Raw genomic sequence first — 23918 nt, forward strand, 5'->3', positions numbered from 1 at the left:
TTTTACAAAATTATTATTTTTCTACTGGGAATGATTTCAAATCTGTCGCTATTTCTGTATTAGAAAACAACTCTCTAGCCTCTTTCAATAATTCCTTATATGTATCTCCTTGATAGCGAGAACTAATGTGAGTTAATATTAGTCGCTTCGCATTTGCCTGAAGTGCAATGCTCGCAGCTTGCTTAGATGTAGAATGAAAATAATCATACGCTTGTTGCTCATCTTCTGCTGCGAAAGTCGCTTCATGGACAAGTACATCTGCATCTTGCGCAAGCTCCCTACTCGCTTCGCAATATCGCGTATCACCTAAGATAGTAATAATTCTTCCTTTTTGAGGTGGGCCGATAAACTCATTTCCATTTAATATCGTGCCATCCTCTAATTCAACTACTTCACCATCTTTTAAACGTTTAAAGATTGGACCTGGTTTCACACCCATCTCAAGCAACTTATCAACTAAAAGAGCACCTTGTATATCTTTCTCTACAATACGATATCCAAAGCATTCTATACCGTGTGACAATCTTTTCGTTTCTACATAAAATTCATTATCTTCAAATACGGTACCTTCTTCTGTTATCTCCACAACTTCAAGTGGATATTTCACATGTGTCGTACTTACCGATAATGCCACTTCAATAAATTGTTTAATTCCTTTCGGTCCATACACCGTTAAAGGCGTAGTTCCTCCTTGAAATGAACGGCTACCTAATAAACCAGGCAATCCAAAAATATGATCGCCATGTAAATGCGTAATAAATATTTTTTCAATGCGGCGCGGACGTACAGATGTATGTAATATTTGATGTTGCGTGGCCTCGCCACAATCAAATAACCAAGTTTGTCCTCGTTCTTCTAACAATTGTAAAGCAATTGCTGAAACGTTCCTTCCTTTTGAAGGAACACCTGCACCAGTTCCTAAAAATACAAATTCCACTTTCTTTCCTCCAGCTCTAAATATACTCTATCTCTCATCTTACGGAATGTTATTTCAAATGGCAAATTGAATTTACATAACCAAACATCTAGACAACTATATAACACGAACGTTATACTCAAAAAATTTAGCTATCGTTCGTGTTTTGTGTTAAAATAATTATACTACATTTTAAGGGAGCGTTTTATTATGAAAGAAGTATTTCGTTTACAAACTGATTTTTCATCTTCATTTGATCGCTGGGTAAGTTCTTTCGTGTCTGATCACCCAGCACAATTAGAATGGACAACTTTAAAGGAATTAATCCATGAATATACAACATCACATACAAATGATACGTTACCAGCATATATTTCTTCAGCTTTAACATATTACGCCCAACGCGTTTCAACTACAAACAGTTCAGAGATTGTTATTTTTGAAAACCCTACAATCTCGTAATCTATAATAAAAAAGCACTGGTTACAGTGCTTTTTATTTATAATTATTTAACAAATGATCATATTCCATCCAAAAGTCGGTATACATACTTCGCTCAAACTCATTTAAAATTATCTTTTCACTTGATTTATTGAATAATTCTTTTGCTTGTAGTGCAAAAGAAACAATTTGTTTTCTATTTTTGATTCTCAATATTTATAATAAAATTTTGTGGTCCCATTACAAATTCCCCTTTTATAAAAATATTTATTTTTCATATTATTTATAATCAATATCATACATTTCATCCCACATATCTATTATAAATCCGTTTAATATTTTAAAAACACAGATAAAAAAGATATTGACACTACAATTTTACAGTGCTAACATTCAACATGTAATTGAATATGGTCTCTGTTAGGTGAGGCTCCTGTATAGAGAAACGCTGCTGCCCAAAAATGTCGAGAGACGCCAATGGGTCAACAGGAAAGGTCGGAATGAAGGCCTTTTTTAATGTAGCTGGTTTCAGTACCTATGCTATACAGTGCTAAAACTCAACGAGGGAGAGGTGCATGTATTTTGTCATACACAAAAACTGTTTTTATTTATGTCTACTAACAGTCTTTGTTGTGGACTCTTTTAACTGCGAATTCAGACCTTTACTCGTTTTGAGTAAAGGTCTTTTTACGTCTATATGCACCTTACTATGAAACAAACATAGCATATTCAGAAACTACTAAATTGTACGGAGGTGAGGAACAGTTGGCAATTGATGATTCGGCCCAGATACCCATACGTTTTACATTCATATTTCATCATGTAGGTAGGAAAGAAACTGTTCCTCACCATTTCAAATAGTTAGGTAACAGATTGTTTCCTCCTTCATGACAGAGGAGGAACTACCGATGTTTAATTTACAAAGACAAGAAACAAAGCATGCTTATGAGCAAGATAGCATGAAAACAAATAACGAATTATTAGTGGAGGTTGCAACACAAGATGTAAGCTCTGCGTTAAAACTTTTAGAAACAACACAAGATGGATTATCTAAACAAGAAGCGTCTCGTAGACTTTCTTTATATGGTCCGAACGAAATAGCTCATAATAAAATGGCACCGTGGTACATTCAATTTCTGTCGGCATTTAAAAATCCATTTATTTTCGTTTTATTAGCTCTTGGAGCACTCTCCTTTTTCACGGATGATATGCAAGGAACAATTGTCGTATCTGCAATGGTACTACTTAGTGCAACAATTCGGTTTTCCCAAGAATTTCGTTCTCAAAAAGCTGCCGATAATTTAAAAGCTATGGTTCGAACAACTGCAAGCGTATTTAGAATAAATGGATTTGTACATGAAACAAAAAATGTAACGAATTTAAATCGAAATTACACAACAGAAATTCCAATTGAGGAACTTGTACCTGGCGATATCATTTCCCTTTCAGCCGGTGATATCATTCCAGCTGATGTGCGTATTGTATCCGCTAAAGATTTATTTGTTAATCAATCTTCTTTAACAGGGGAAGCACTTCCTGTAGAAAAATACGAACACTGCTACCATACAGAAAATAAGCATATCTTACCGACAAACATGAAAAAAAATTACAATCCACTCGATATGGAAAACCTTTGTTTCATGGGAACAAATATTGTAAGTGGTAGCGCAAAAGCTGTTGTCATCTCAACAAGTACCGATACGTATTTCGGCTCTTTAGCCAATAAGGTAATTGGAAAGCGTGTAGAAACAAACTTTGATAAAGGTGTAAACAAAGTAAGCTGGCTCTTAATTACATTCATGCTTATTATGGCACCTATTGTTCTTCTCATTAATGGATTCACAAAAGGTGATTGGCAAGAAGCTTTCTTCTTCGCTATTGCCGTCGCTGTTGGCCTTACACCTGAAATGTTACCAATGATTGTAACTGCTAATTTAGCTAAAGGTGCCGTTAAAATGTCTAAACAAAAAGTAATTGTAAAACAGCTAAATTCTATTCAAAACTTAGGTGCTATGAACATTCTTTGTACAGATAAAACCGGAACTTTAACAGAAGATAACGTTGTCCTTGTTCGTCACTTAGATCCCAAGGGAAATGAATGCAATCGCGTCTTGCAATTTGCCTATTTAAATAGTTTCTATCAAACTGGATTGAAAAATTTAATAGATAAAGCTGTTATTAAGCATACAGAGGAAAACAATACATTTAATCCATCAGCTTTTCAAAAGCTAGATGAAATTCCATTCGATTTCGCCCGCCGGCGTATGTCAGTCATCGTAAAGGATATTTCAGGTGAACATACAATGGTTTGTAAAGGTGCCGTAGAAGAAATTTTATCAATTTGTAACTACACTGAAGTGGATGAAAAAATCGTTCCACTCACCGAGGAAATACGTTCAAATGTCAAAAAAATAAGTGAGACACTAAATAGTGAAGGTATGCGGGTTATTGCTGTGGCTTATAAAAAAGATAGAAGAATAAATGATACAGAGTACACAGTAAAAGACGAAACTGATATGATTCTCGCTGGATATATCGGCTTTTTAGATCCACCGAAACCATCTGCAGCAGCTGCAATTCAAGCATTACAGAAACATGGTGTACAAGTGAAAATTTTAACTGGCGATAACGAAATTGTTACAAGAAAGGTTTGTAAAGAAGTTGGATTAGATATCTGCGAACCAATCCTCGGTTACGAGATTGATTCTTTACCAGATAAAGCATTAGCAAGACTTGCCGAAGAAACGACTGTATTTGCGAAGCTTAATCCCATGCAAAAATCTCGTATTATACACGCATTACAAGGAAATGGACACACTGTAGGTTACATGGGAGACGGCATTAACGATGCTGTAGCATTACGTGAAGCTGATGTCGGAATATCTGTTGATACTGCTACTGATATTGCGAAAGAAGCTTCCGATATTATTCTACTCGAAAAAAGTTTAACTATATTAGAAGCAGGGATTTTAGAAGGACGTACTACATTCGGAAATATTTTAAAATATATTAAGATGACAGCTAGCTCTAACTTCGGTAATGTGTTTAGCGTGTTAGTAGCAAGTGCTTTCATTCCTTTTTTACCGATGCTTGCCATTCATCTTTTAATTCAAAACTTACTTTATGATATTTCACAACTTTCTATTCCATGGGACAAAATGGATAAAGAGTTTCTAGAAAAACCACGAAAATGGGATACTGCAAACTTACGAAACTTCATTATTTGTATCGGCCCAATTAGTTCTATATTTGATATTATCACATACGTAGTCATGTGGAATGTATTTGGTGCAAATACACCGAGCGAGCAATCATTATTCCAGTCCGGTTGGTTTGTCGTTGGGTTGTTAACACAAACTTTAATTGTTCACATGATAAGAACACAAAAGATTCCATTTATTCAAAGTACTGCATCAACACCAGTCGTTTTATTAACCGCTCTTATTATGGCAATCGGGATTTATATTCCATTCTCACCACTTGGTGCAGCCGTTGGTTTACAAGCATTGCCACTTAACTATTTCCCTTGGTTAGTAGGAATACTATTAGGCTACGCTTTTTTAACACAATTCCTGAAAAAGCTTTATATTAAAAAGTTTCATAGCTGGTTGTAAAAATAAGAATGAGTGGGTATCCCCCGCTCATTCTAAAAAACATAACACATATTATATATGGAGGTGACCATGATGGTATGGTACGACATTGTATTCAGGTTAGTTATAGCAATTATTGTAGGAGCTTGCATTGGAATGGAAAGACAATGGAGACACCGAATGGCTGGGTTACGGACAAATGCTCTCGTATCACTTGGTGCCTGTATATTTGTTTTATTATCCGTCATGCTTGATCATGATGCTAGCCCATCCCGCATTGCTGCTCAAGTCGTTAGTGGTATTGGATTTTTAGGGGGTGGCGTTATTATCCGCGATGGTTTTAGTATTAGAGGGCTAAATACAGCAGCTACTTTATGGTGTGCAGCTGCTGTCGGTACTCTTACAGGCGCCGGTTTCCTCGTTGCAGCTATATTAGGTGCAGCCGGCGTGTTACTAGCAAATATACTTCTTCGCCCAATTGCTCTTTTTATGAATAAAAAATCAAAAGAAGAATCACCAGAACAAACGAACTACTTACTTTCCTTACTTGTTCAGAAGAAAATGAAGCACATATTCGTTTTTTACTTATGCATATGGTAAGTACAGAAGGAATCGGTTTAAAAGAGTTGTATAGTGAAGACGTAGATTCTAATCAAAAGGTGTGTATACAGGCTACATTACATTGCAAGACAAATGCGGCTATCTTAATTGAAAAAATAGTAAGTAGAATGCTATTAGAATCTGGCGTTACTGGAGCTGGATGGAAGACTTCTTTAAATTTAGAAGCGAGTTAACTAGGAAAGGTGTCATGATTTTACTACTTCATGACACCTTCTACATAAACTTATTTTCTAACTTTTGTTGAAACGACTTCTCTTGCTTACGTAGTAGTTGACTACCTCGTTGTAAAATCGGTGTTCCATACTTATCGTTAATTTGATCAATGACAGCAAGTAGTGGTTCTTTTTTCGCATCCTCTTCAAATGAAAATAAATCTAATTGTTTCACCGATTCTGTCTTCCACTCTATTTCAGTAGCTGTAACACCTAGTAAACGAACGGAATCACCATCCCAATGTTGCTTCCATAAACGGGATGCTGCTTGAAAAATATCGCGTTCTTCCCAAATTGCATTTTTCAATTGCTTACTCCGTGTTACTGTTCGCCTATCATGGTATTTAATCATAATTTGAATATTATAGCTGACAAGGGTTCGCTTTTGTAATCTTTTACTCACTGATTTTGATAACCGTTCTAACATATCAAGTAATTCTTTCTCTTCATCCATATCCTTTGAAAAAGTCATCGAGTTACCGACACTTTTATGTTGGCCCATTTGACTCGGATCCACTTCCCTATCATCCGTACCTTTTGCACGCTTTTGTAAATCAATACCGTGCTTGCCAATTTTAGCGCGAATGATATGCTCGTCTCCCTTCGCTAACTGTTCAATTGTATGTATATGAATTTCATTTAATTTTTCAGCTGTTTTTTCTCCAATCCCATGCATTGCTTCAACTGAAAGTGGCCAAATCATTTCTGGAATATCACGTTTTCGAAGTACGGTAATACCGAGAGGTTTTTTCATATCAGAAGCTGTTTTTGCTAGGAAAAGATTTGGAGCGATTCCGATACTACACGGAAGCTGCAACTCTGTTAATAGTGCTTGTTGAATCATCTTTGCTATTTCAAGAGGCGAACCAAGTGCGTAGCAATCTGTAATATCTAAATATCCTTCATCTATTGAGACTGGTTGTATCTTTTCTGTAAAACGAGAAAGGACTTGAAACATTTGAAATGAAGCTTCGCGATATAATGTGAAATTAGGACGCCTTACAACTAATTGCGGGCATAACCTTTTCGCTTCCCAAAGGGGCATCGTCGTACGTATTCCGTATTCTCTCGCCTCATAACTACATGTTATAATAATTCCTTTTCTCTCTTTTTCATTTCCAGCAACCGCTAATGGCTTTCCTTGTAATGATGGATCATGAGCAATTTCAACAGATGCGAAAAAGCAATTCATATCTACATGTAAAATAACACGACCATTTTTCGGATACATTTCTCGCATAGTACTCACTCCCTAATCAGAACGTTCGTTCTTTTATTATATCAAATTTTGCACAATAGTTATAATAATTACTTGTTCTTTTTTATAATCGATATAAATCGAAACTTTAATCAACTCTCACTAATCGGACTTTTACGGGCAGCAGGGCCCCCACCTAACTTCTTTACTTTCGCTGAATTTTGAGGTAGGGGTCTTACTGTCCGACAAATAGCGGGATAAACTCAACTATACATTCCTTGTAGTTATATTAATCATTGCAATTAATTATTTACTACTTCCGATTTTCAATATGAATACGTTAAGGTTATTCCCTCGTCTAGTACATGTAGCAACAACGTATATACTTCCATAGTTTTTCTTATATTCGCTTATACGTCTTGTCAAAGCAATCGAATCAAAATAAAAAGCGTGTAAATCATAATTGATTTACACGCTTTTTCTATTCCATTACTTCGCTACTTCTTCAATAATTGCAACAACTAATTCTGCTGTTTTTGCTAATTCTTCAACAGGAATCTTCTCGTTTGTTGTATGAATTTCTTCATAACCAACCGCTAAGTTAACTGTTGGGATACCATGTCCTGCAATTACGTTTGCATCACTTCCGCCACCACTTTGATGAAGAGAAGGTGTACGACCAATTTTTTCAGCTGCACGTTTTGCAACTTCTACAACGTGATCGCCATCAGCAAATTTAAATCCTGGGTACATAACGTTTACTTCAACGTCTGCATGACCGCCCATTTCTTTTGCAGTTGTTTCAAATGCTTCTTTCATTTTCGCAACTTGTGCTTCCATTTTCTCATTAATTAAAGAACGAGCTTCTGCAAAGATTTGTACATGATCGCAAACGATATTCGTTTGTGTACCACCTTCAAAACGTCCAATATTTGCAGTCGTTTCAGAGTCAATGCGACCAAGTGGCATCTTCGCAATTGCTTTCGCTGCGATAGTAATTGCAGATACACCTTTCTCCGGCGCTACACCAGCGTGAGCTGTTTTCCCGCGAATAATTGCGTTCACTTTCGCTTGTGTTGGAGCTGCAACAACGATTTCACCAACTTTTCCATCGCTATCTAATGCGTAGCCATATTTCGCTGTAATACGCTCACGGTCTAATGCTTTTGCACCAACAAGACCTGATTCTTCTCCGACTGTAATAATAAATTCTATTTTACCATGAGGGATATTTTTCTCTTTTAAAACACGGATTGCTTCGAACATTGATGCTAATCCAGCTTTATCATCCGCACCTAAAATTGTTGTACCATCTGATACGATATATCCATCTTTAATAGAAGGCTTAATTCCATTACCAGGAACTACTGTATCCATATGAGAAGTAAAGTAAATTGTATCAACACCATCTTTTGTTGCTGGTAAAGTACAAATTAAGTTACCTGCACCATGACCAGTTACAGCCATTGTGTCATCTTCAAATACTTCTACACCTAAATCTGTAAATTTCTTCGTTAATACTTTGCAGATTTCTGCTTCAAATTTCGTTTCAGAATCTACTTGTACTAATTCCATAAATTCATTTACTAAACGTTCTTGATTAATCATAAGACTGCGCCTCCTGCACTACCATTATGTATGTAACACTATTAATTATAACAGAATTTCGCAAAAGTTTCGAAATACAAGACAAAAAACAGATGGTTTACATGTCTAGATAACCATCTGCTTTCTATTACTCATTTAACAATACCCAGCGCATATGATCTTCCCACACGCCATTTACCATTAACATCTTCCTAGACACGCCTTCATATTGAAAACCTATCTTCGTTACTACTTGTATAGATGCTAAATTACGAGGCATAATCGGAGCTTCTATACGATGTAACTGAAATTCCCCAAAAGCAACTTGAATTGCTTTTCTAAGCGCTTCTGTCGTATACCCTTTGTTTAACTCTGCTTTATCTAATTTATAACTGAGTACACAAGATTGATAAATGCCACGAACGATTAAATTAAATGAAATACACCCAATTATTTTCGTATCATCACCCTTTTTAAAAATCCATAGTCTGATGATTTTCCCTTCTTCGAACTCTTTTCTATCCTTTTGCAACTTTTTCTTTTGATAATCTAGCGTAAAAAAATCATCCGGTCTATACTCTTCCCAAGCTTTTAAAAATTCACGATTTCTGTCGTAATATTGAAGAACTGTTTCAGCATACGACTCATCAATTTCCCTTAAGTATAAACGATCTGTTTCGTATATTTTCATCATCGTATCTCCATTCTTCAGCTTGCCCAACTAAAAATTAACAATATACCCTTTTACTATATTCTCTATACACACTCAAATTTCCTGTTATATTTTGCAATCCCCTCCCGAATTTTGTCCTCACTCTCCCCTTGTCCATAATTTCATTTCTCGTTACAATGAAATTGTACTGATTTGCAAGGAGGTATAACGATGCATAAAAAAGCTCAAAAAGTTATGGTTTATGTGATGCTGATTTCTATGCTTGTAACAACATTACTTGCTGGCGCGAGTATGTTTTGGTAAAAAGGGCGATGTGTTCGTCCTTTTTTTACTTTTTACACATGACAAAATAAACCATCTCGACATCGAGATGGTTTATTTTATATAAAACACAATCGCTACAATACTAAAGGAAAATGACATTACAAGTGCTATTACAAAACTTGTATATTGTTTCTGCTGAAATGCTCCAATAACAAAAGTTAGATTAAGTAATGCCATACATACAATCGCTACAAGATAAGAACATATATTAAAAGTTGCCAATATGAATGTAATAACAAATAGAAATCCCATAAAAAACTGCATATACGAAAGTTTTGGATTCAAGTACATATGAGCAACCCCTTTATCTAATTTTATCTTTCTATATTCTCATTAACGCACGGTTATGTACACATGTCAAGACAACTTATTATAATAGAAAAAGCCAACCTTTTCGTTGGCTTTTTCATATGCAACGGCTCCTTTTTCTTTTGCCAATTGCTGAAATGATTTTTTCGATTTCACAATCCATACTTTCGTTCCAATTGGAATGCGATCAAACAAATATTCCACATCGTTTTTCTTCATTCTTATACAACCTTGTGAAATATACTTTCCAATTGAACTCGGTTGGTTTGTTCCATGTATTCCATATTTACTTCCATCAGTTCCTCTTGCATTAAATCCAATCCACCTTGACCCAAGTGGATTTTTTGGCGACCCACCTGGAATATCCTTCGCAATATAATACGGATCCTTCGCTTTCATTACAACATCAAAAGTTCCTTCTGGAGTTAATTCATTCGTTTTCCCTGTCGCTACTGGAAAAACCTTTTGAATCTTTCCATCGTCAATGTAAGCTAATTTATTCGTTGCTTTATTTACAATAATAAAAGGATCTCCGGCACGTGGATTATCCCCAAGAGGCCAAATCGGCGATAAAGAAAGACATAATATGATAGAGAGAAGATACGGCATAGATAATTCCTACCTTCTATATAAGTTCTTTTATATTATCCTTTCCCTTAAAGCGACTTTTAATGAGTAAATATTGTTCCATTTCATACACAAGTTGAACAAGTTTCGCACGTATCTCAAATTCTTCGCGTGTAGCTGGTAATGGCATGTCTCTAAATAATCCCCTCATTTCTTGAAGCTGCCTTAAGGAAATAACGCCAGTACTCTCAGGGCTAATAGCATTACCAATGTTTTCAACAACATCTGCAATCATATCAGCTTGTTCATATGTCCATGATAAAGAAGCTGCTAGTGGTATCATTCGCTCTAAAATTTCGAATTGTTGCATACGCATATTAAAATAACGATAGTAATAATCATCTTCTCGCATAAATGCATTCTCAAGTTTTTTAAACGATAAATCTCTTGCTTCATTTAACATATTCTCGGTTTCAATGAGTTCTGCCCCACTCCAACTACTTTCTCGATTTCGTAAATACACAACCATTTCAAACAAAATCGTTTTAAAATTGCTCTCTATTTTATCCTGATACTCTTTTAGCTTATTTTCACTACTCGGCATATACATATTTACTAATAACGCCACGCTAATCCCTATCGTTAATATAGCAATTTCATTTCCAACTATAAGCCATGTAATTTGCTTCAATGAATATAGATGCATAACAATAACTGAACTCGTGACAATGCCTTCTTGAATTTTAAGCATTACTGCAGTCGGAATAAATGTAAGTAACAATATGCTAATTGCAAGTGGTGTATAGCCGATCGTTTCAAAAATACAAAACGCGAATACCATTGATAATACACAAGCTAGAAAACGATGTAACGACACTTGAAGCGATTTGCGCTTCGTATTTTGTACACATAAAATAACTAAAATACCTGCTGAACTATAAAATTCCAACCCTAATAACTGAGCAATAAAAACTGCCGCGCCTGTCCCTATTGCTGTTTTTACTGTACGGTATCCAATTTTAAACATATCATTACTCCTATATGTATAAACGTATTTACAGCTAGTATAAAAAAAGGATGACACAATGTCATCCTTTTCTACTTATTATTCACATAACCTTTTCATATTACAATATTTTTTGTAAAAATTGTTGCGCACGTTCACTTTTCGGTGCTGCAAAAAATTCTGCTGGCGCACTATCTTCTACAAGCTTTCCTCCGTCTAAGAAAAGAACACGATCTGCCACTTCTTTTGCAAAGCCCATTTCATGTGTAACGATAGCCATCGTCATTCCTGTCGTAACTAACGATTTCATAACTTCTAACACTTCTTTCACCATCTCTGGATCTAGCGCCGATGTCGGTTCATCAAATAACATAACTTCGGGTTCCATTGCTAACGCTCTTGCAATTGCTACACGTTGCTTTTGTCCTCCCGAAAGACGATTTGGATACGTATCTTTTTTATCTACTAGTCCAACCTTTTCTAAAAGTTTCTCAGCTTTCTTTTCAGCTTCTTGCTTCGTTACCCCTTTTACATTGGTAGGAGCATACGTAATATTTTCTAATACAGTCATATGAGGAAATAAGTGAAAATGTTGAAATACCATACCGACATTTTCACGAACATGCATAACATTCGTTTTCGGATTCGTTACTTCTTCCGTTCCAATCCAAATGTGACCATCCGTTGGTGCTTCTAACATATTCATACAACGTAAAAATGTTGATTTTCCTGATCCAGAAGGTCCTATAATTGCAACTACTTCCCCTTTTTCAATCGTTGTTGTAATTCCTTTTAATACTTCGTTTTTACCAAATGATTTATGAAGGTTTTCAATTTTAATCACTTTTCTTCATTCTCCCTTCAATTGCCTTCCCGACTAATGTAAGAATAATGACTAACATATAATAAATCAGTCCAACAAAAAGTAATGGTTCAAGATATTTAAATGTCTCACCGCCTACGATGTAAGCACGACGCATTAAATCAGTCGCGCCTATTACTGTTACTACAGCCGATTCTTTCGTAAGTGTCGCAAATTCGTTCACAAGCGCTGGTAATATATTTTTTAATGCTTGAGGGAAAATAATATTTCTCATCATTTTTCCGTATGGTACCCCTAAAGCCATTGCTGCTTCTGTTTGTCCTTTATCCACCGCTTGAATACCAGCACGAATTACTTCTGACATGTATGCACCTGAATTCAAGCTAAATGCAAGTACAGCAGCTAAGAATGCTGGTATTTCATAACCAATTATTTGCGGGACACCGAAATAAATAATCATTAATTGCAATACAAGGGGTGTACCACGAAAAATTGATGTATAAAAATCTGCTGCTATATTTAATGCTCGTATTCTAGCAATTTTACAAAGTGCTAATAGCGTTCCTAAAATAAATCCTGCTAAAGCTGATACTGCTACAATTTTCAAAGTAACTTCTAAACCTTTTAGTATATATGGTATCGAAGGCGTAATCGCCGAAAAATCTAAGTTCATTCTTTTCATTCCCCTCACAGAAAAGTGAAAGGCAGCTTATTTTCCGCTGCCAAACCATTTCTTCACTAATTTATCCATTTCTCCATTTTCTTGCATTTTTTTAATTACTTTATTAAATTCAGCTGTTTTATCACTGTTTTTCGGAAGGGCAATTGCTGCTCCAACTTCTTCTGGCGCTTCTTTAATTTCAACTCCTTGTAAATCTTTCATTTTCTCTAAATAATTTTTAGCAACTGTGTCTTCTATAATTGCAGCGTCAAAACGACCAGCTTTAATTTCTTGTACGATTTCTGGTATACGGTCACGTCCCTCAACCTGGAAATCTACTTGTTTTTTAAATTCTGCTGCTTTCTCTTCTTGAATAGACCCTGTTTGTACTCCTACTTTTTTCCCTTTTAAATCCTCTACAGATTTAATGTTAGAATCCTTTTTAGAAACGATCATATTTTTCGCAACAAAATAAATATCTGTAAAATCAACATTATTTTTACGCTCTGCAGTTGGCGTCATGCCTGCCATTACGAAATCAACTTTTCCTGAACTAAGAGATGCTAATAAACCACCAAAATCCATATCTTTCACTTTCACTTCATACCCAAGTTCTTTTCCGATATATTTAGCAACATCAACATCAAAGCCGATAATTTCATCGCTCTTTGACGCATCTACATATTCATAAGGTTTATAATCTGCTGAAGTTCCCATTACGAGTACTTTTTTATTTCCTTTTGTTTCTTTCGATTCCCCATTACTACAAGCGCTGAATATACTTACAATTAAAATAAGTGCAAACGATATTGATACTAACTTCTTCATCTTTCTTCCCCCTAATGATGTATATTTAAAAGTTTAATAGAATATTTATTCGATGTTTGTATTGTATCAGCACTTTTATTTTTATGCAATATATAAAATAAAAATAAATAACAAAACAATATAAATGCTATTTTTTATGTATAAAACGATGCATAAAATAACACAACTATGCATATTCCATAAATTTTAATAATAAATAAAAAAGGCGGCACATCCACTTGATTGTGGACGTGCCGCCTTTTCTCTTATTTTTTATAGTTCTTCACAATTCTCTTCAAAATATGATTGTAGTTTCGCAATAACTTGCATCGGTTCATGACCTTCAATTTCATGACGCTCTACCATCGTTACAATTTTTCCATCTTTTAATAAAGCAAATGATGGAGAAGAAGGTGGGTACCCTTCGAAATATTCACGCGCTCTTGCTGTCGCTTCTTTATCTTGACCTGCAAACACCGTTACAAGGTGGTTAGGACGTTTATCATAATGTACGGAATGCGCAGCAGCAGGACGAGCAATACCACCTGCACAACCACATACAGAGTTTACCATTACAAGTGTTGTTCCATTTCTTTTAAACGCTTCTTCTACCGCTTCTGGCGTCGTCAATTCTGTATATCCAGCAGAGACAATCTCTTCACGCGCTTGGCGGACAACATCATTCATAAAAAAGTTAAAATTAATCACTCTTTTCCCTCCTCTAAAACTACCTATTTGTATCTTACCAGTTAATGTTTATGAAATACAAGTAAGTTTACTTGTATTTAAGTATAGAAAAGGTGTTAGAGCTCTTGCTCTAACACCTTTTCTTTAATGACCACGATGTTTTTGCTTTGTTTTTTGTACTTTCATTAAACGTCTTCTTTCTTTTTCAGCTTCTCGCTTCTCTTTAGACTGCACTTTCTTTTCTTGTTTATGCAATTCATAAGATAAACTAATCGCCTCTTGCGCCTTAGTAAAACGTTTAATATTTATTTCTTTTGCTGCTTGTCGTATGATACGCTTTATGTTTTTAGGACGCTGTTTTTCTTTAACTTCTACACCACATTTTGCAAAGTGCTGAAAATGCTCTAAAAGTGAACCATTCACAAACATAAGCACTTCTTCATCTGACGGTTCCGCCCCAAAAATATACCTCGCCCCATACAATTTCCCTTGTTCTTTACATGTAATGATTCCAACAAAAAATTGGCCATCGTGATATACTGTCAAATCCATTGACAGCCCCTCCTTTAAAAGATTAGAAATACAGGACATCCCGGAGGGGAAGGTTACTGACATGAAATCATGCGTCTGGACTACCAACCAGAACTGTGTTTTTGTATTTCTTTCACTATGATTATATCTTTTTTTCCATAATCTTCATATATTCAGCAATCATTTTTTTATGCGATCCTACAATATAGTCAGGTAGTTCTGTTACTGAAAAGAATTTAAGCTGAACTGCTTCTTCTTTATTCATAACAAAATCCCCTTCGTATTCATCTGTATAATAGGCGGTTGTTACAGATTGAAATTCATCACCGTTTGCTAATTTTGTAAAGTAGTTCGCTCCAGAAAATACATTGATTAGTCGCAAGTTCTTCACTTTTATTCCTGTCTCTTCATATACTTCACGATAAGCTGTTTCTTCTGGTGATTCACTAAGCTCCATTAGCCCGCCAGGTAGCCCCCATTTTCCGTACGGCTCTGTCCGCTGCTGCAATAAAACATATCCATTTTCATTTATAATGAGTACAACAGCACCAACTAAAATTAAAGGGCGATGACCAACTATTTTTCGTAATTCTTCTACATATCCCACCGTATCGCCTCCTTTTTCGTTGTCCACACTATTGTATCATATGTTCGAAACGACAAAATGCGTATATTTTTCATTTTTTTAACAAAATATTTATTTTATGTGATTCATCTACTGTAGCTAACATAATAGATTCCACTTCTGTACTCTCCTCTAGAAATTCTCTCGCCCAAGCTTCTGTTTTTCCTAATAATGCAAGAACATCTTTCTGTATCCTCCCATCCTTTACTAATACAAAAGAAACTGGAGATTTTTTTCCCGCCACTTTAAGATCAAGCCGCGAAACTGCTTCATATTCTGGATACCGAAATATAGAAACGACACCGTTTGCTTCCCATAATGCTAATTTAATCGTTTGAATATCGCTCACATTTCGCATACGAAGTTCCGAAAACAAATATTCCACGGTAATTCTCGCCTTTTTCAAATTGCTAAAATCAATGGAACCATTATGTATAAGAATGATAGGTGCTGGCTCTAAAAAACGTCTCCATCTATCCCATTTCAGCATTAAAACTGAGCTTATAATATGAAGTACAACGAGTATGAACGTTGTAATCATCGAGCCCAGTAACCCTACTTTTTCATCAGACAATGCGTTAGAAATATTCCCACCAAGCAATAACACTAATACAACATCTAAAAAACGAAGTTGTGCGATAGACCTTTGTCCCATCGCTTTCGCAACTAATATTAAAAATATGTATGCTATAATAGCCCGAATAACCCATTCACTACTAGAAAGATGCCGTGCTCCTTCAAAAATATGCATATGCATCACTTTGCACTCCTTACCCGTCTCAAACTGCTAACCTGTTTTAGTTTGCAACGTTTATGAGCATATATGTAAAAAAGCTGGTTCGTTTAAAAACGAACCAGCTTTTTTTACTTAACTGAAAACATATATTTTTTATACGTTTTCCGTACCGATAGTATGAGCCCCATCATAATCATATTCGAGAATAAGGAACTTCCCCCATACGATAAGAAAGGTAATGCAATACCTTTTACAGGCATTAATCCAACGATCATACCGATGTTTTGGAATATTTGAACTGTTAATATACCGATCGATCCAGCGCATAATAATGTACCAAATAAATTATCAGCGGAATAACCAATAATAATTGTTCGATATAGTAGTAATAGGAACAAGAAGACAACTAAGGCTGCTACGATAAATCCACCTTCTTCGGCAATTGTAGCGAAAATAAAGTCAGTATGCTTCTCTGGGATATAGACGCTTCCTCCCCCAAACCCTTTACCTTCCATTCCTCCACTACCTACAGCTAAAATCGATTGTTGCGTTTGATAACCTTGATCTGCATTTTCAAATGGATTTAACCAACCTACAATACGCGACTGTTGGTGAGGTTTTAGTAAAGTAACTAAATTATTATAGAAAAAATCTTGATACTTAAAGAAAATAAATATTAAAGCAGATAATATGGTCAACGGAATAACTGTACATAATGCTATCAATTTCTTTTGAATACCTGACATAAATAAAATACATGCAATAGCAGCAGCATATAAGAACACCATACCTGTATCAGGTTGACTATATACAACCGCCATAGGTGGAAGTGACACTAGCATAATTTTACCTACTAGCTTTAAATCTGTTTGGAATGTCCTTGCCATATACTGTGCATTATGTTTTACTGCTATACTCGCTACTACAAGTAGCAATGCAATTTTGAAAAACTCAGACGGCTGAATTTGTCCAAATACTGGGAAAACAAACCATCTTTTTGCACCTAATTTTTCAGGTGTAAAACCTGATGGTGGTAATACTTTCAAAAGAATAAGTGAAGCAAACCCAGCAATATAAAGCGGCCAAGATAATTTTTGTAACTGATCTAAATCAATGCTTGCAACAAGAAGTAACAATACAACCCCAATTATGTAGTTAACACCTTGTTTCATAGCAAAGTTTGCAGCTCCATACTGTCCCGTTTGCTGACTGCTATATATAGCAGCTATACTCGTCACACATAGTGCACACAAAATTAAAATTAATTTTACATCTAAACTTTTTAGAAACTCGGTACTTCTTTTCATGACATCCTCCTGAAACATTGTTACGGCAAAAATAAAAAACCAGGAGTCAACATTCTTCATGTTTTGACGACTGATTACACATTATCTATAAAACACTTATATAGAATAACTCTCTTTTTCATACAATACAATATATTATACTACAGTTTCATCAGTAAGATTTGCCAAAAAAATTATTCTTTTCTTATTTTATATCCATATACCATATATCAGCAATGTATTTTCGTAAATTCCTAATACATAATCGTTTATTGTAAGATTACTGGGAAAGATATTTATACATAATAGTAGGATGTAGATGAAGAAATAAGATAATAAAAAGCTCGCATAAGCGAGCTTTTTATTAATATACAGATGTATTATTTTCTGACATGTTTTCTAAAATTTCTTTAACACGGCCTAAGAACTTACCACAAATTAAACCATCAAGTACTCGGTGATCAAGTGATAAACATAAGTTAACCATGTCACGAGCACCGAACATACCATTATCCATAATTACTGGGCGCTTTACAATTGATTCAACTTGTAAAATAGCCGCTTGTGGGTAATTAATAATACCCATAGATTGAACAGAACCGAATGATCCTGTGTTATTAATTGTAAATGTTCCACCTTGCATTTCGTCTGCTTTTAACGATTTCGTACGTACTTTTCCTGCAAGTTCTGTAATTTCACGAGCGATACCTTTAATTGTTTTCTCGTCCGCTTGCTTAATTACTGGTACAAATAGTTCTTCCTCTGTTGCAACAGCGATAGAAAGGTTAATATCTTTCTTCTGAACAATTTTATCGCCAGCCCACATTGAATTAATTTGAGGATACTCTTTTAACGCTTGTGCTACTGCTTTTACGAAGAAAGCAAAGAACGTTAAGTTAAAGCCTTCACGCTTCTTAAAGTCACCTTTAATTGAGTTACGGTATGACACAAGGTTTGTCACATCTACTTCAATCATCATCCAAGCATGTGGTGCTTCATGTTTACTACGTAACATGTTTGCTGCGATTGCTTTACGCACACCTGTTACTGGAATTTCGATATCTCCAGGCATTGTAGGTACAGAAACTGGTTTCGCAGCTTCTACTTTTTGCGCTACTGGTGCTGCTTTTGGTGCTTCTGGGCGAGCTTCTACTACTGCCGCTACAGCTTCCTCTTTCTTCGCTGCACCTGCTTGCGGAATATTTCCAGATTCCACTAGCTTTAAAATATCTTTACGAGTGATACGGCCGTTTGCTCCCGTACCTTCTACTAGATCTAAATCAACGTTATGCTCACCCGCAAGTTTTAACACAGCTGGTGAAAAACGTGGTTTTCCATCAGTTGGTTGTTTTACTTTCGGTGCTTTTTCAGACGTAGCTACTTCTGCCTTTGGTTCTTCTTTCGTTTTTTCTTCAACAGCTGTTGCTGCTACTTCATCTGCGCCTTCTACTTGAATCACACAAACTACTTCACCTACAGCTAACGTATCACCTTCACCAGCGATTAACTCTTTTACAATCCCCGTGAAAGAAGATGGTACTTCAGCATTTACTTTATCAGTCATTACTTCTGCAAGCGGATCATACTTGTTTACGTGATCGCCAACATTAACGAGCCATTTACTAATTGTGCCCTCTGTAACGCTCTCCCCGAGCTGAGGCATTGTAATATTTTCTACAGCCATGTATAGTCCCCCCGATTAAAATTCCGCAAGTTCACGCATTGCTTTTTCAACTTTATCTGGATTTACCATAAAGAATTTTTCCATTGTTGGTGCATATGGCATTGCTGGAACGTCTGGACCTGCAAGACGTGCGATTGGCGCATCTAAATCAAATAGACAGTTTTCAGCAATAATTGCTGCCACTTCACTCATAATGCTTCCTTCTTTATTGTCTTCTGTTACAAGAAGAACTTTACCTGTTTTAGAAGCTGCTTCAATGATTGCTTCTTTATCTAATGGATATACAGTACGTAAATCAAGAATGTGTGCAGAGATGCCATCTTGTGCTAACTTTTCAGCCGCTTGAAGAGCAAAATGAACACATAATCCGTACGTGATAACTGTAATATCATCACCTTCACGTTTTACATCTGCTTTTCCGATTGGTAATACGTAGTCATCCTCCGGCACTTCACCTTTAATTAAACGATATGCACGTTTATGTTCGAAGAATAATACTGGATCTTCATCACGAATGGCTGCTTTTAATAAGCCTTTTGCATCATATGGTGTAGAAGGGATAACGATTTTTAAACCTGGTTGGTTTGCAAACATCGCTTCTACAGATTGTGAATGATACAATGCACCGTGAACACCCCCGCCAAATGGTGCACGAATTGTAACTGGACAAGTCCAATCATTATTAGAACGATAACGAATTTTTGCTGCCTCAGAAACAATTTGGTTTACTGCTGGCATGATGAAATCAGCAAACTGCATTTCAGCGATTGGACGCATACCATACATTGCCGCACCAATTGCTACCCCAGCAATTGCAGATTCTGCAAGCGGTGCATCAAGCGCACGATCTTCACCAAATTGATCATACAAACCGTGTGTCGCTTTAAACACGCCACCTTTTTTACCAACATCTTCTCCTAAAACGAATACTTTCTCATCGCGTTCCATTTCTTCGCGCATTGCTAATGTAATAGCATCAATATAAGACATTACAGCCATGAAACGTTCCCCCCTATTCTGCGTATACGTGCTTCAATGCATCTTCAGGTGCTGCATACGGAGCATTTTCTGCATATTCTGTTGCTTCATTTACGATATGCATAATTTCGTCTAACATTTGTTTTTCCGATTCCTCAGTTAATACACCAGCTTCTTTTAAATAAGCCGCGAATGTTATAATTGAATCTTTTTTCTTTGCTTCTTCTACTTCTTCTTTATCACGATAAACACGATCATCATCGTCACTAGAATGTGCTGTTAAACGATATGATACTGTTTCAATTAAAGTTGGGCCTTCACCACGACGACCGCGATCTGCTGCTTCTTTTACAGCTTTATATACTGCAAGCGGATCGTTTCCGTCTATTGTATATCCAGGCATACCGTAACCAATCGCACGATCTGATACGTTTTTACATGCTAATTGTTTTTCAACTGGAATAGAGATTGCATATTTGTTATTTTCACACATAAAAATAACAGGTAGTTTGTGTACACCAGCAAAGTTTGCCCCTTCATGGAAGTCACCTTGGTTTGAAGAACCTTCTCCAAATGTAACGAACGTTACTAAATCTTTCTTCTCCATTTTTCCAGCTAATGCAATACCAACTGCATGTGGTACTTGCGTTGTTACTGGAGATGAACCTGTAACAATACGATTTTTCTTTTGACCGAAGTGACCAGGCATTTGACGACCACCAGAGTTTGGATCTCCAGCTTTCGCGAAAGCAGACAACATAAGCTCTTTAGCTGTCATACCAAATGCTAGTACAACACCCATATCACGGTAGTATGGTAATGCATAATCTTTCTCTCTATCAAGAGCGAACGCCGCTCCAACTTGTGCAGCCTCTTGTCCTTGACAAGAAATTACGAATGGAATTTTACCAGCACGGTTTAATAACCACATACGTTCGTCGATTTTACGTGCAAGTAACATCGTACGGAACATTTCTAATACTTGCTCATCACTTAAGCCAAGCTCTTCATGGCGCTTTTCTTTTACTTCTGCCATTTTTCATAACCTCCTAAATCCACATTTTTATGCGTGTAACGCTCTTCCATCTACAGCAAGTGCTGCTTCACCAATCGCCTCAGATAATGATGGATGCGGATGAATTGTATGTGCTACTTCCCAAGGTGTTGCATCAAGTACTCTTGCAAGACCCGCTTCAGAAATCATATCTGTTACATGCGGTCCAATCATATGAACACCAAGAATGTCATTTGTCTCTTCATCAACTACAAGTTTTACGAAACCATCTGATTCTCCGTATACAAGTGCTTTTCCGATTGCGCGGAATGAGAACTTACCTACTTTTAACTTATAGCCTTTTTCTTTCGCTTCTTGTTCTGTTAAACCGACAGAAGCAACTTCCGGACTGCTATATACGCATTTTGATACCATAGAGTAATCGATTGGTGTAACTTCTTTCCCTGCAATATGTTCTACTGCAGCAATTCCTTCGTGAGAAGCAACGTGAGCGAGTTGCAGGCCACCGATTACATCTCCAATTGCGTAAATATGCGATTCTTTCGTTTGATAAAACTCATTTGTTTGAATGTATCCTTTTTCCACAACGATATCTGTATTCTCTAAGCCAATATTTTGCGTATTCGCTTGTCTTCCTACAGATACAAGCATTTTTTCTGCTTTAAATTCTTTATTTTCACCGTTGTGTTCAGCTTGGATTGTTACTCCATTATCTTTTACCAATGTTTCTGGTAATACTTTTGCACCAGTTACCACTTTAATACCTTTTTTCTTGAATAGACGTTGCATTTCTTTTGAAACGTCTTGATCTTCTAGTGGTAATATCGTTTTCGCATACTCTAATACTGTAACTTCTACACCGAAGTCAGCAAGCATAGATGCCCACTCAATACCGATTACACCGCCACCAACGATAATAATCGAACTAGGAAGCGTTTCCATTTTTAGAGCATGATCTGAAGACATTACGTACTCTCCGTCTAATTCTAAACCTGGTAATGAATTTGGACGAGAACCTGTTGCAATAAGTACATTTTTTGGAATTAACATTTCATTCTCTTCTCCACTTGCAAGTTCAACTGAAATTGTCCCTGGCATCGGAGAGAAAATAGATGGGCCAAGAATACGGCCAATACCTTCAAACACATCAATTTTACCTTGTTTCATTAAATGTTGAACGCCTTTATGAAGCTGCGTTACTATCTTCTCTTTACGCTCTTGTACTTTCGCAAAGTTTAGTTCTACATTGCTTGCAATAACTCCGAACTCTTCGCTTTTTTTAGCAGTTGCATATACTTCCGCACTACGTAAAAGAGCTTTACTAGGAATACATCCTTTGTGTAAACAAGTACCACCAAGATTTTCTTTTTCGACTAGTGCAGTTTTTAACCCTAGTTGTGATGCACGAATTGCAGCAACATATCCACCAGTACCGCCGCCAACGATGACTAAATCATATTCTTTTGCCATTATCTCAACCCCTAGCTACCGTTTCTTTTTCACGTACAACGTATTCTTTTGGAGCTTCTTCTTCACGTAATACACGAAGTGCTCCTTCTGCTAACGCTTCTAACTCATCTTCGCCTGGATGTACGATAACATCTGCAATCCAGTCCACTCGCTCTTTTATTTCATCGACAAGAATTTTACTGTATGCCAGTCCACCAGTTAATACGATTGCATCGATTTTCCCGTGAAGTACAGCGCTAGCTCCGCCAATCTCTTTTGCAACTTGATATGCCATTGCTTTATAAATAAGAGTTGCTTCAGGATCACCTTTTTCAACCATTTGCTCTACTTTAATCGCATCATTTGTACCGATTAAACTTACAAGTCCACCTTGTCCGACAAGTTTTTTAATCATTTCATCACGGTAATACTCACCAGAGAAACACATTTCTACTAGTTGCCCTACTGGTACTGTACCAGCGCGCTCTGGACTAAATGGTCCTTCTCCGTTTAAACCGTTATTCACATCGATTACTCTTCCTTTTTTATGAGCACCAACTGTAATACCGCCACCCATATGTGTAACTAATAAATTTAAATCCTCGTATTTGTGATTTAACTGTTCAGCTACTTTACGAGCAACTGCTTTTTGATTTAATGCATGGAAGATACTTTTGCGTTCCATACCAGCAATGCCACTTATACGAGCAACCGGCTCCATCTCATCTACAACGACAGGATCTACAATGAATGCAGGAATGTTTAATCCAGAAGCAATTTCATATGCTAAAATGCCTCCAAGGTTTGAAGCGTGATGACCGCTAAAGCCATTTTTCAAATCTTCTAACATCGCATCGTTTACTGTATACGTACCGCCTTCGATTGGACGAAGTAATCCACCACGCCCACAAACAGCGTTTAATTTTGAAATGTTAATACCATGAGAATGTAGAACTTCTAAAATCGTTTCTTTTCGAAACTCATATTGGTCGATAATTCTCTTATATTTTCCAATCTGTTCTACGTCATGACGAATCGTTTCTTCTAGAACGGGTCTTTCATTATCAAAAACACCAATTTTTGTGGATGTACTACCTGGGTTAATAACAAGAATTCGATTTACAGACAATGTTGCTACCTCCACTAATAAATTCAAAAGGAAGTGGAAACCTCATAAGAGGTAACCACA

Annotated in this window: 23 protein-coding genes, 2 pseudogenes and 1 riboswitch; of the genes and pseudogenes, 4 read left to right on the forward strand and 21 right to left on the reverse strand. The window is 36.3% G+C overall.

Annotation, left to right across the window (positions count from 1 at the left end; translation table 11 throughout):
* Positions 1–13 precede the first annotated feature (13 nt).
* Entirely contained in the window at positions 14–937 is a 924-nt protein-coding gene (gene rnz, locus DN401_RS09255; protein ID WP_000397455.1) for a ribonuclease Z, read from the reverse strand.
* A gap of 189 nt (positions 938–1126) precedes the next feature.
* Between rnz and DN401_RS09260 the strand changes: the two genes are divergently transcribed.
* The gene (locus DN401_RS09260) at positions 1127–1378 is read left to right on the forward strand and encodes a DUF3932 family protein (protein WP_000665709.1); all 252 of its coding nucleotides are present in this window, start codon (positions 1127–1129) and stop codon (positions 1376–1378) included.
* A gap of 33 nt (positions 1379–1411) precedes the next feature.
* On the opposite strand, the pseudogene DN401_RS09265 reads toward DN401_RS09260, so the two are convergent.
* A pseudogene (locus DN401_RS09265) lies at positions 1412–1555 on the reverse strand (DNA polymerase IV); the annotation flags it as partial.
* A 211-nt stretch (positions 1556–1766) separates the two neighbouring features.
* A riboswitch (M-box (ykoK) riboswitch) is annotated at positions 1767–1934 on the forward strand.
* 331 nt (positions 1935–2265) lie between these two features.
* Between DN401_RS09265 and mgtA the strand changes: the two are divergent.
* Positions 2266–4971, forward strand: a complete 2706-nt coding sequence (mgtA, locus tag DN401_RS09270) for a magnesium-translocating P-type ATPase (protein ID WP_000482696.1) — start codon at positions 2266–2268, stop codon at positions 4969–4971.
* Between the two features lie 72 nt (positions 4972–5043).
* Positions 5044–5744, forward strand: a pseudogene (locus tag DN401_RS09275) (MgtC/SapB family protein).
* 40 nt (positions 5745–5784) lie between these two features.
* Here the strand turns inward: DN401_RS09275 and DN401_RS09280 are convergent.
* The 3 genes from DN401_RS09280 to DN401_RS09290 all read right to left on the reverse strand — a co-directional run bounded on the left by DN401_RS09280 (position 5785) and on the right by DN401_RS09290 (position 9262).
* On the reverse strand, positions 5785–7023 hold the full coding sequence (locus tag DN401_RS09280; protein WP_001208858.1) for a DNA polymerase IV: 1239 nt from the start codon (positions 7021–7023) through the stop codon (positions 5785–5787).
* 447 nt (positions 7024–7470) lie between these two features.
* Entirely contained in the window at positions 7471–8589 is a 1119-nt protein-coding gene (locus DN401_RS09285) for a tripeptidase T (protein WP_000609803.1), read from the reverse strand.
* Positions 8590–8716: 127 nt separating this feature from the next.
* On the reverse strand, positions 8717–9262 hold the full coding sequence (locus DN401_RS09290; protein WP_001987197.1) for a GNAT family N-acetyltransferase: 546 nt from the start codon (positions 9260–9262) through the stop codon (positions 8717–8719).
* A gap of 189 nt (positions 9263–9451) precedes the next feature.
* Here DN401_RS09290 and prli42 point away from each other — a divergent pair, with 189 nt between their 5' ends.
* Positions 9452–9544 (forward strand): stressosome-associated protein Prli42, encoded by a 93-nt coding sequence (gene prli42 / locus DN401_RS09295; protein WP_000549040.1) that lies wholly within the window; start codon positions 9452–9454, stop codon positions 9542–9544.
* Between the two features lie 72 nt (positions 9545–9616).
* Here the strand turns inward: prli42 and DN401_RS09300 are convergent, their stop codons facing one another.
* The 16 genes from DN401_RS09300 to buk form a co-directional block, all read right to left on the reverse strand.
* Positions 9617–9856 (reverse strand): DUF3894 domain-containing protein, encoded by a 240-nt coding sequence (locus DN401_RS09300; RefSeq protein WP_000281167.1) that lies wholly within the window; start codon positions 9854–9856, stop codon positions 9617–9619.
* Between the two features lie 66 nt (positions 9857–9922).
* A complete protein-coding gene (locus tag DN401_RS09305) occupies positions 9923–10483 on the reverse strand; it encodes a L,D-transpeptidase (protein ID WP_001146566.1) in 561 nt (186 codons plus the stop codon).
* 16 nt (positions 10484–10499) lie between these two features.
* The gene (locus DN401_RS09310; RefSeq protein ID WP_000472673.1) at positions 10500–11468 is read right to left on the reverse strand and encodes an aromatic acid exporter family protein; all 969 of its coding nucleotides are present in this window, start codon (positions 11466–11468) and stop codon (positions 10500–10502) included.
* 100 nt (positions 11469–11568) lie between these two features.
* Positions 11569–12291 (reverse strand): amino acid ABC transporter ATP-binding protein, encoded by a 723-nt coding sequence (locus DN401_RS09315; RefSeq protein ID WP_000590205.1) that lies wholly within the window; start codon positions 12289–12291, stop codon positions 11569–11571.
* Positions 12284–12943 carry an amino acid ABC transporter permease gene (locus DN401_RS09320; protein ID WP_001046916.1) on the reverse strand — a complete coding sequence of 220 codons (660 nt, stop codon included), beginning with the start codon at positions 12941–12943 and terminating at the stop codon, positions 12284–12286. The genes DN401_RS09315 and DN401_RS09320 overlap by 8 nt, the downstream gene beginning before the upstream one ends.
* Before the next feature lie 36 nt (positions 12944–12979).
* On the reverse strand, positions 12980–13759 hold the full coding sequence (locus tag DN401_RS09325; protein WP_000737672.1) for a transporter substrate-binding domain-containing protein: 780 nt from the start codon (positions 13757–13759) through the stop codon (positions 12980–12982).
* Between the two features lie 252 nt (positions 13760–14011).
* Complete coding sequence (locus DN401_RS09330; RefSeq protein WP_001979317.1) at positions 14012–14425, reverse strand: BrxA/BrxB family bacilliredoxin; 414 nt, start codon at positions 14423–14425, stop codon at positions 14012–14014.
* A gap of 144 nt (positions 14426–14569) precedes the next feature.
* The gene (locus tag DN401_RS09335) at positions 14570–14977 is read right to left on the reverse strand and encodes a YjdF family protein (protein WP_000366601.1); all 408 of its coding nucleotides are present in this window, start codon (positions 14975–14977) and stop codon (positions 14570–14572) included.
* Between the two features lie 121 nt (positions 14978–15098).
* Positions 15099–15563: an NUDIX hydrolase gene (locus DN401_RS09340; RefSeq protein WP_000542536.1), complete on the reverse strand. Its 465-nt coding sequence runs from the start codon at positions 15561–15563 to the stop codon at positions 15099–15101.
* A gap of 70 nt (positions 15564–15633) precedes the next feature.
* Positions 15634–16338: a DUF421 domain-containing protein gene (locus DN401_RS09345; protein WP_000550974.1), complete on the reverse strand. Its 705-nt coding sequence runs from the start codon at positions 16336–16338 to the stop codon at positions 15634–15636.
* Between the two features lie 107 nt (positions 16339–16445).
* Complete coding sequence (locus DN401_RS09350) at positions 16446–17624, reverse strand: FtsW/RodA/SpoVE family cell cycle protein (RefSeq protein ID WP_000831181.1); 1179 nt, start codon at positions 17622–17624, stop codon at positions 16446–16448.
* A gap of 343 nt (positions 17625–17967) precedes the next feature.
* On the reverse strand, positions 17968–19287 hold the full coding sequence (locus DN401_RS09355; protein ID WP_000257660.1) for a dihydrolipoamide acetyltransferase family protein: 1320 nt from the start codon (positions 19285–19287) through the stop codon (positions 17968–17970).
* A gap of 15 nt (positions 19288–19302) precedes the next feature.
* Complete coding sequence (bfmBAB, locus tag DN401_RS09360; RefSeq protein WP_000290071.1) at positions 19303–20286, reverse strand: 3-methyl-2-oxobutanoate dehydrogenase subunit beta; 984 nt, start codon at positions 20284–20286, stop codon at positions 19303–19305.
* A 13-nt stretch (positions 20287–20299) separates the two neighbouring features.
* Entirely contained in the window at positions 20300–21301 is a 1002-nt protein-coding gene (gene bfmBAA, locus DN401_RS09365; RefSeq protein ID WP_000852551.1) for a 3-methyl-2-oxobutanoate dehydrogenase subunit alpha, read from the reverse strand.
* A 27-nt stretch (positions 21302–21328) separates the two neighbouring features.
* Entirely contained in the window at positions 21329–22750 is a 1422-nt protein-coding gene (gene lpdA / locus DN401_RS09370) for a dihydrolipoyl dehydrogenase (protein ID WP_001051289.1), read from the reverse strand.
* A 4-nt stretch (positions 22751–22754) separates the two neighbouring features.
* Positions 22755–23858 (reverse strand): butyrate kinase, encoded by a 1104-nt coding sequence (gene buk, locus DN401_RS09375; RefSeq protein WP_000115781.1) that lies wholly within the window; start codon positions 23856–23858, stop codon positions 22755–22757.
* Between the last annotated feature and the right edge of the window lie 60 nt (positions 23859–23918).

Origin of the sequence: Bacillus sp. BF2-3 (assembly GCF_008368795.1) — a bacterium.
GTDB lineage: Bacteria > Bacillota > Bacilli > Bacillales > Bacillaceae_G > Bacillus_A > Bacillus_A cereus.

Excerpts from the sequence above, each read along its gene's own strand:
- DN401_RS09260 (WP_000665709.1), top strand. The coding sequence starts at position 1,127 with ATGAAAGAAGTATTTCGTTTACAAACTGATTTTTCATCTTCATTTGAT.
- mgtA (WP_000482696.1), top strand. The coding sequence starts at position 2,266 with ATGTTTAATTTACAAAGACAAGAAACAAAGCATGCTTATGAGCAAGAT.
- DN401_RS09280 (WP_001208858.1), bottom strand. The coding sequence starts at position 7,023 with ATGCGAGAAATGTATCCGAAAAATGGTCGTGTTATTTTACATGTAGAT.
- DN401_RS09285 (WP_000609803.1), bottom strand. The coding sequence starts at position 8,589 with ATGATTAATCAAGAACGTTTAGTAAATGAATTTATGGAATTAGTACAA.
- DN401_RS09290 (WP_001987197.1), bottom strand. The coding sequence starts at position 9,262 with ATGATGAAAATATACGAAACAGATCGTTTATACTTAAGGGAAATTGAT.
- prli42 (WP_000549040.1), top strand. The coding sequence starts at position 9,452 with ATGCATAAAAAAGCTCAAAAAGTTATGGTTTATGTGATGCTGATTTCT.
- DN401_RS09300 (WP_000281167.1), bottom strand. The coding sequence starts at position 9,856 with ATGTACTTGAATCCAAAACTTTCGTATATGCAGTTTTTTATGGGATTT.
- DN401_RS09305 (WP_001146566.1), bottom strand. The coding sequence starts at position 10,483 with ATGCCGTATCTTCTCTCTATCATATTATGTCTTTCTTTATCGCCGATT.
- DN401_RS09310 (WP_000472673.1), bottom strand. The coding sequence starts at position 11,468 with ATGTTTAAAATTGGATACCGTACAGTAAAAACAGCAATAGGGACAGGC.
- DN401_RS09320 (WP_001046916.1), bottom strand. The coding sequence starts at position 12,943 with ATGAACTTAGATTTTTCGGCGATTACGCCTTCGATACCATATATACTA.
- DN401_RS09325 (WP_000737672.1), bottom strand. The coding sequence starts at position 13,759 with ATGAAGAAGTTAGTATCAATATCGTTTGCACTTATTTTAATTGTAAGT.
- DN401_RS09330 (WP_001979317.1), bottom strand. The coding sequence starts at position 14,425 with ATGAATGATGTTGTCCGCCAAGCGCGTGAAGAGATTGTCTCTGCTGGA.
- DN401_RS09335 (WP_000366601.1), bottom strand. The coding sequence starts at position 14,977 with ATGGATTTGACAGTATATCACGATGGCCAATTTTTTGTTGGAATCATT.
- DN401_RS09345 (WP_000550974.1), bottom strand. The coding sequence starts at position 16,338 with ATGCATATGCATATTTTTGAAGGAGCACGGCATCTTTCTAGTAGTGAA.
- DN401_RS09350 (WP_000831181.1), bottom strand. The coding sequence starts at position 17,624 with ATGAAAAGAAGTACCGAGTTTCTAAAAAGTTTAGATGTAAAATTAATT.
- DN401_RS09355 (WP_000257660.1), bottom strand. The coding sequence starts at position 19,287 with ATGGCTGTAGAAAATATTACAATGCCTCAGCTCGGGGAGAGCGTTACA.
- bfmBAB (WP_000290071.1), bottom strand. The coding sequence starts at position 20,286 with ATGGCTGTAATGTCTTATATTGATGCTATTACATTAGCAATGCGCGAA.
- bfmBAA (WP_000852551.1), bottom strand. The coding sequence starts at position 21,301 with ATGGCAGAAGTAAAAGAAAAGCGCCATGAAGAGCTTGGCTTAAGTGAT.
- lpdA (WP_001051289.1), bottom strand. The coding sequence starts at position 22,750 with ATGGCAAAAGAATATGATTTAGTCATCGTTGGCGGCGGTACTGGTGGA.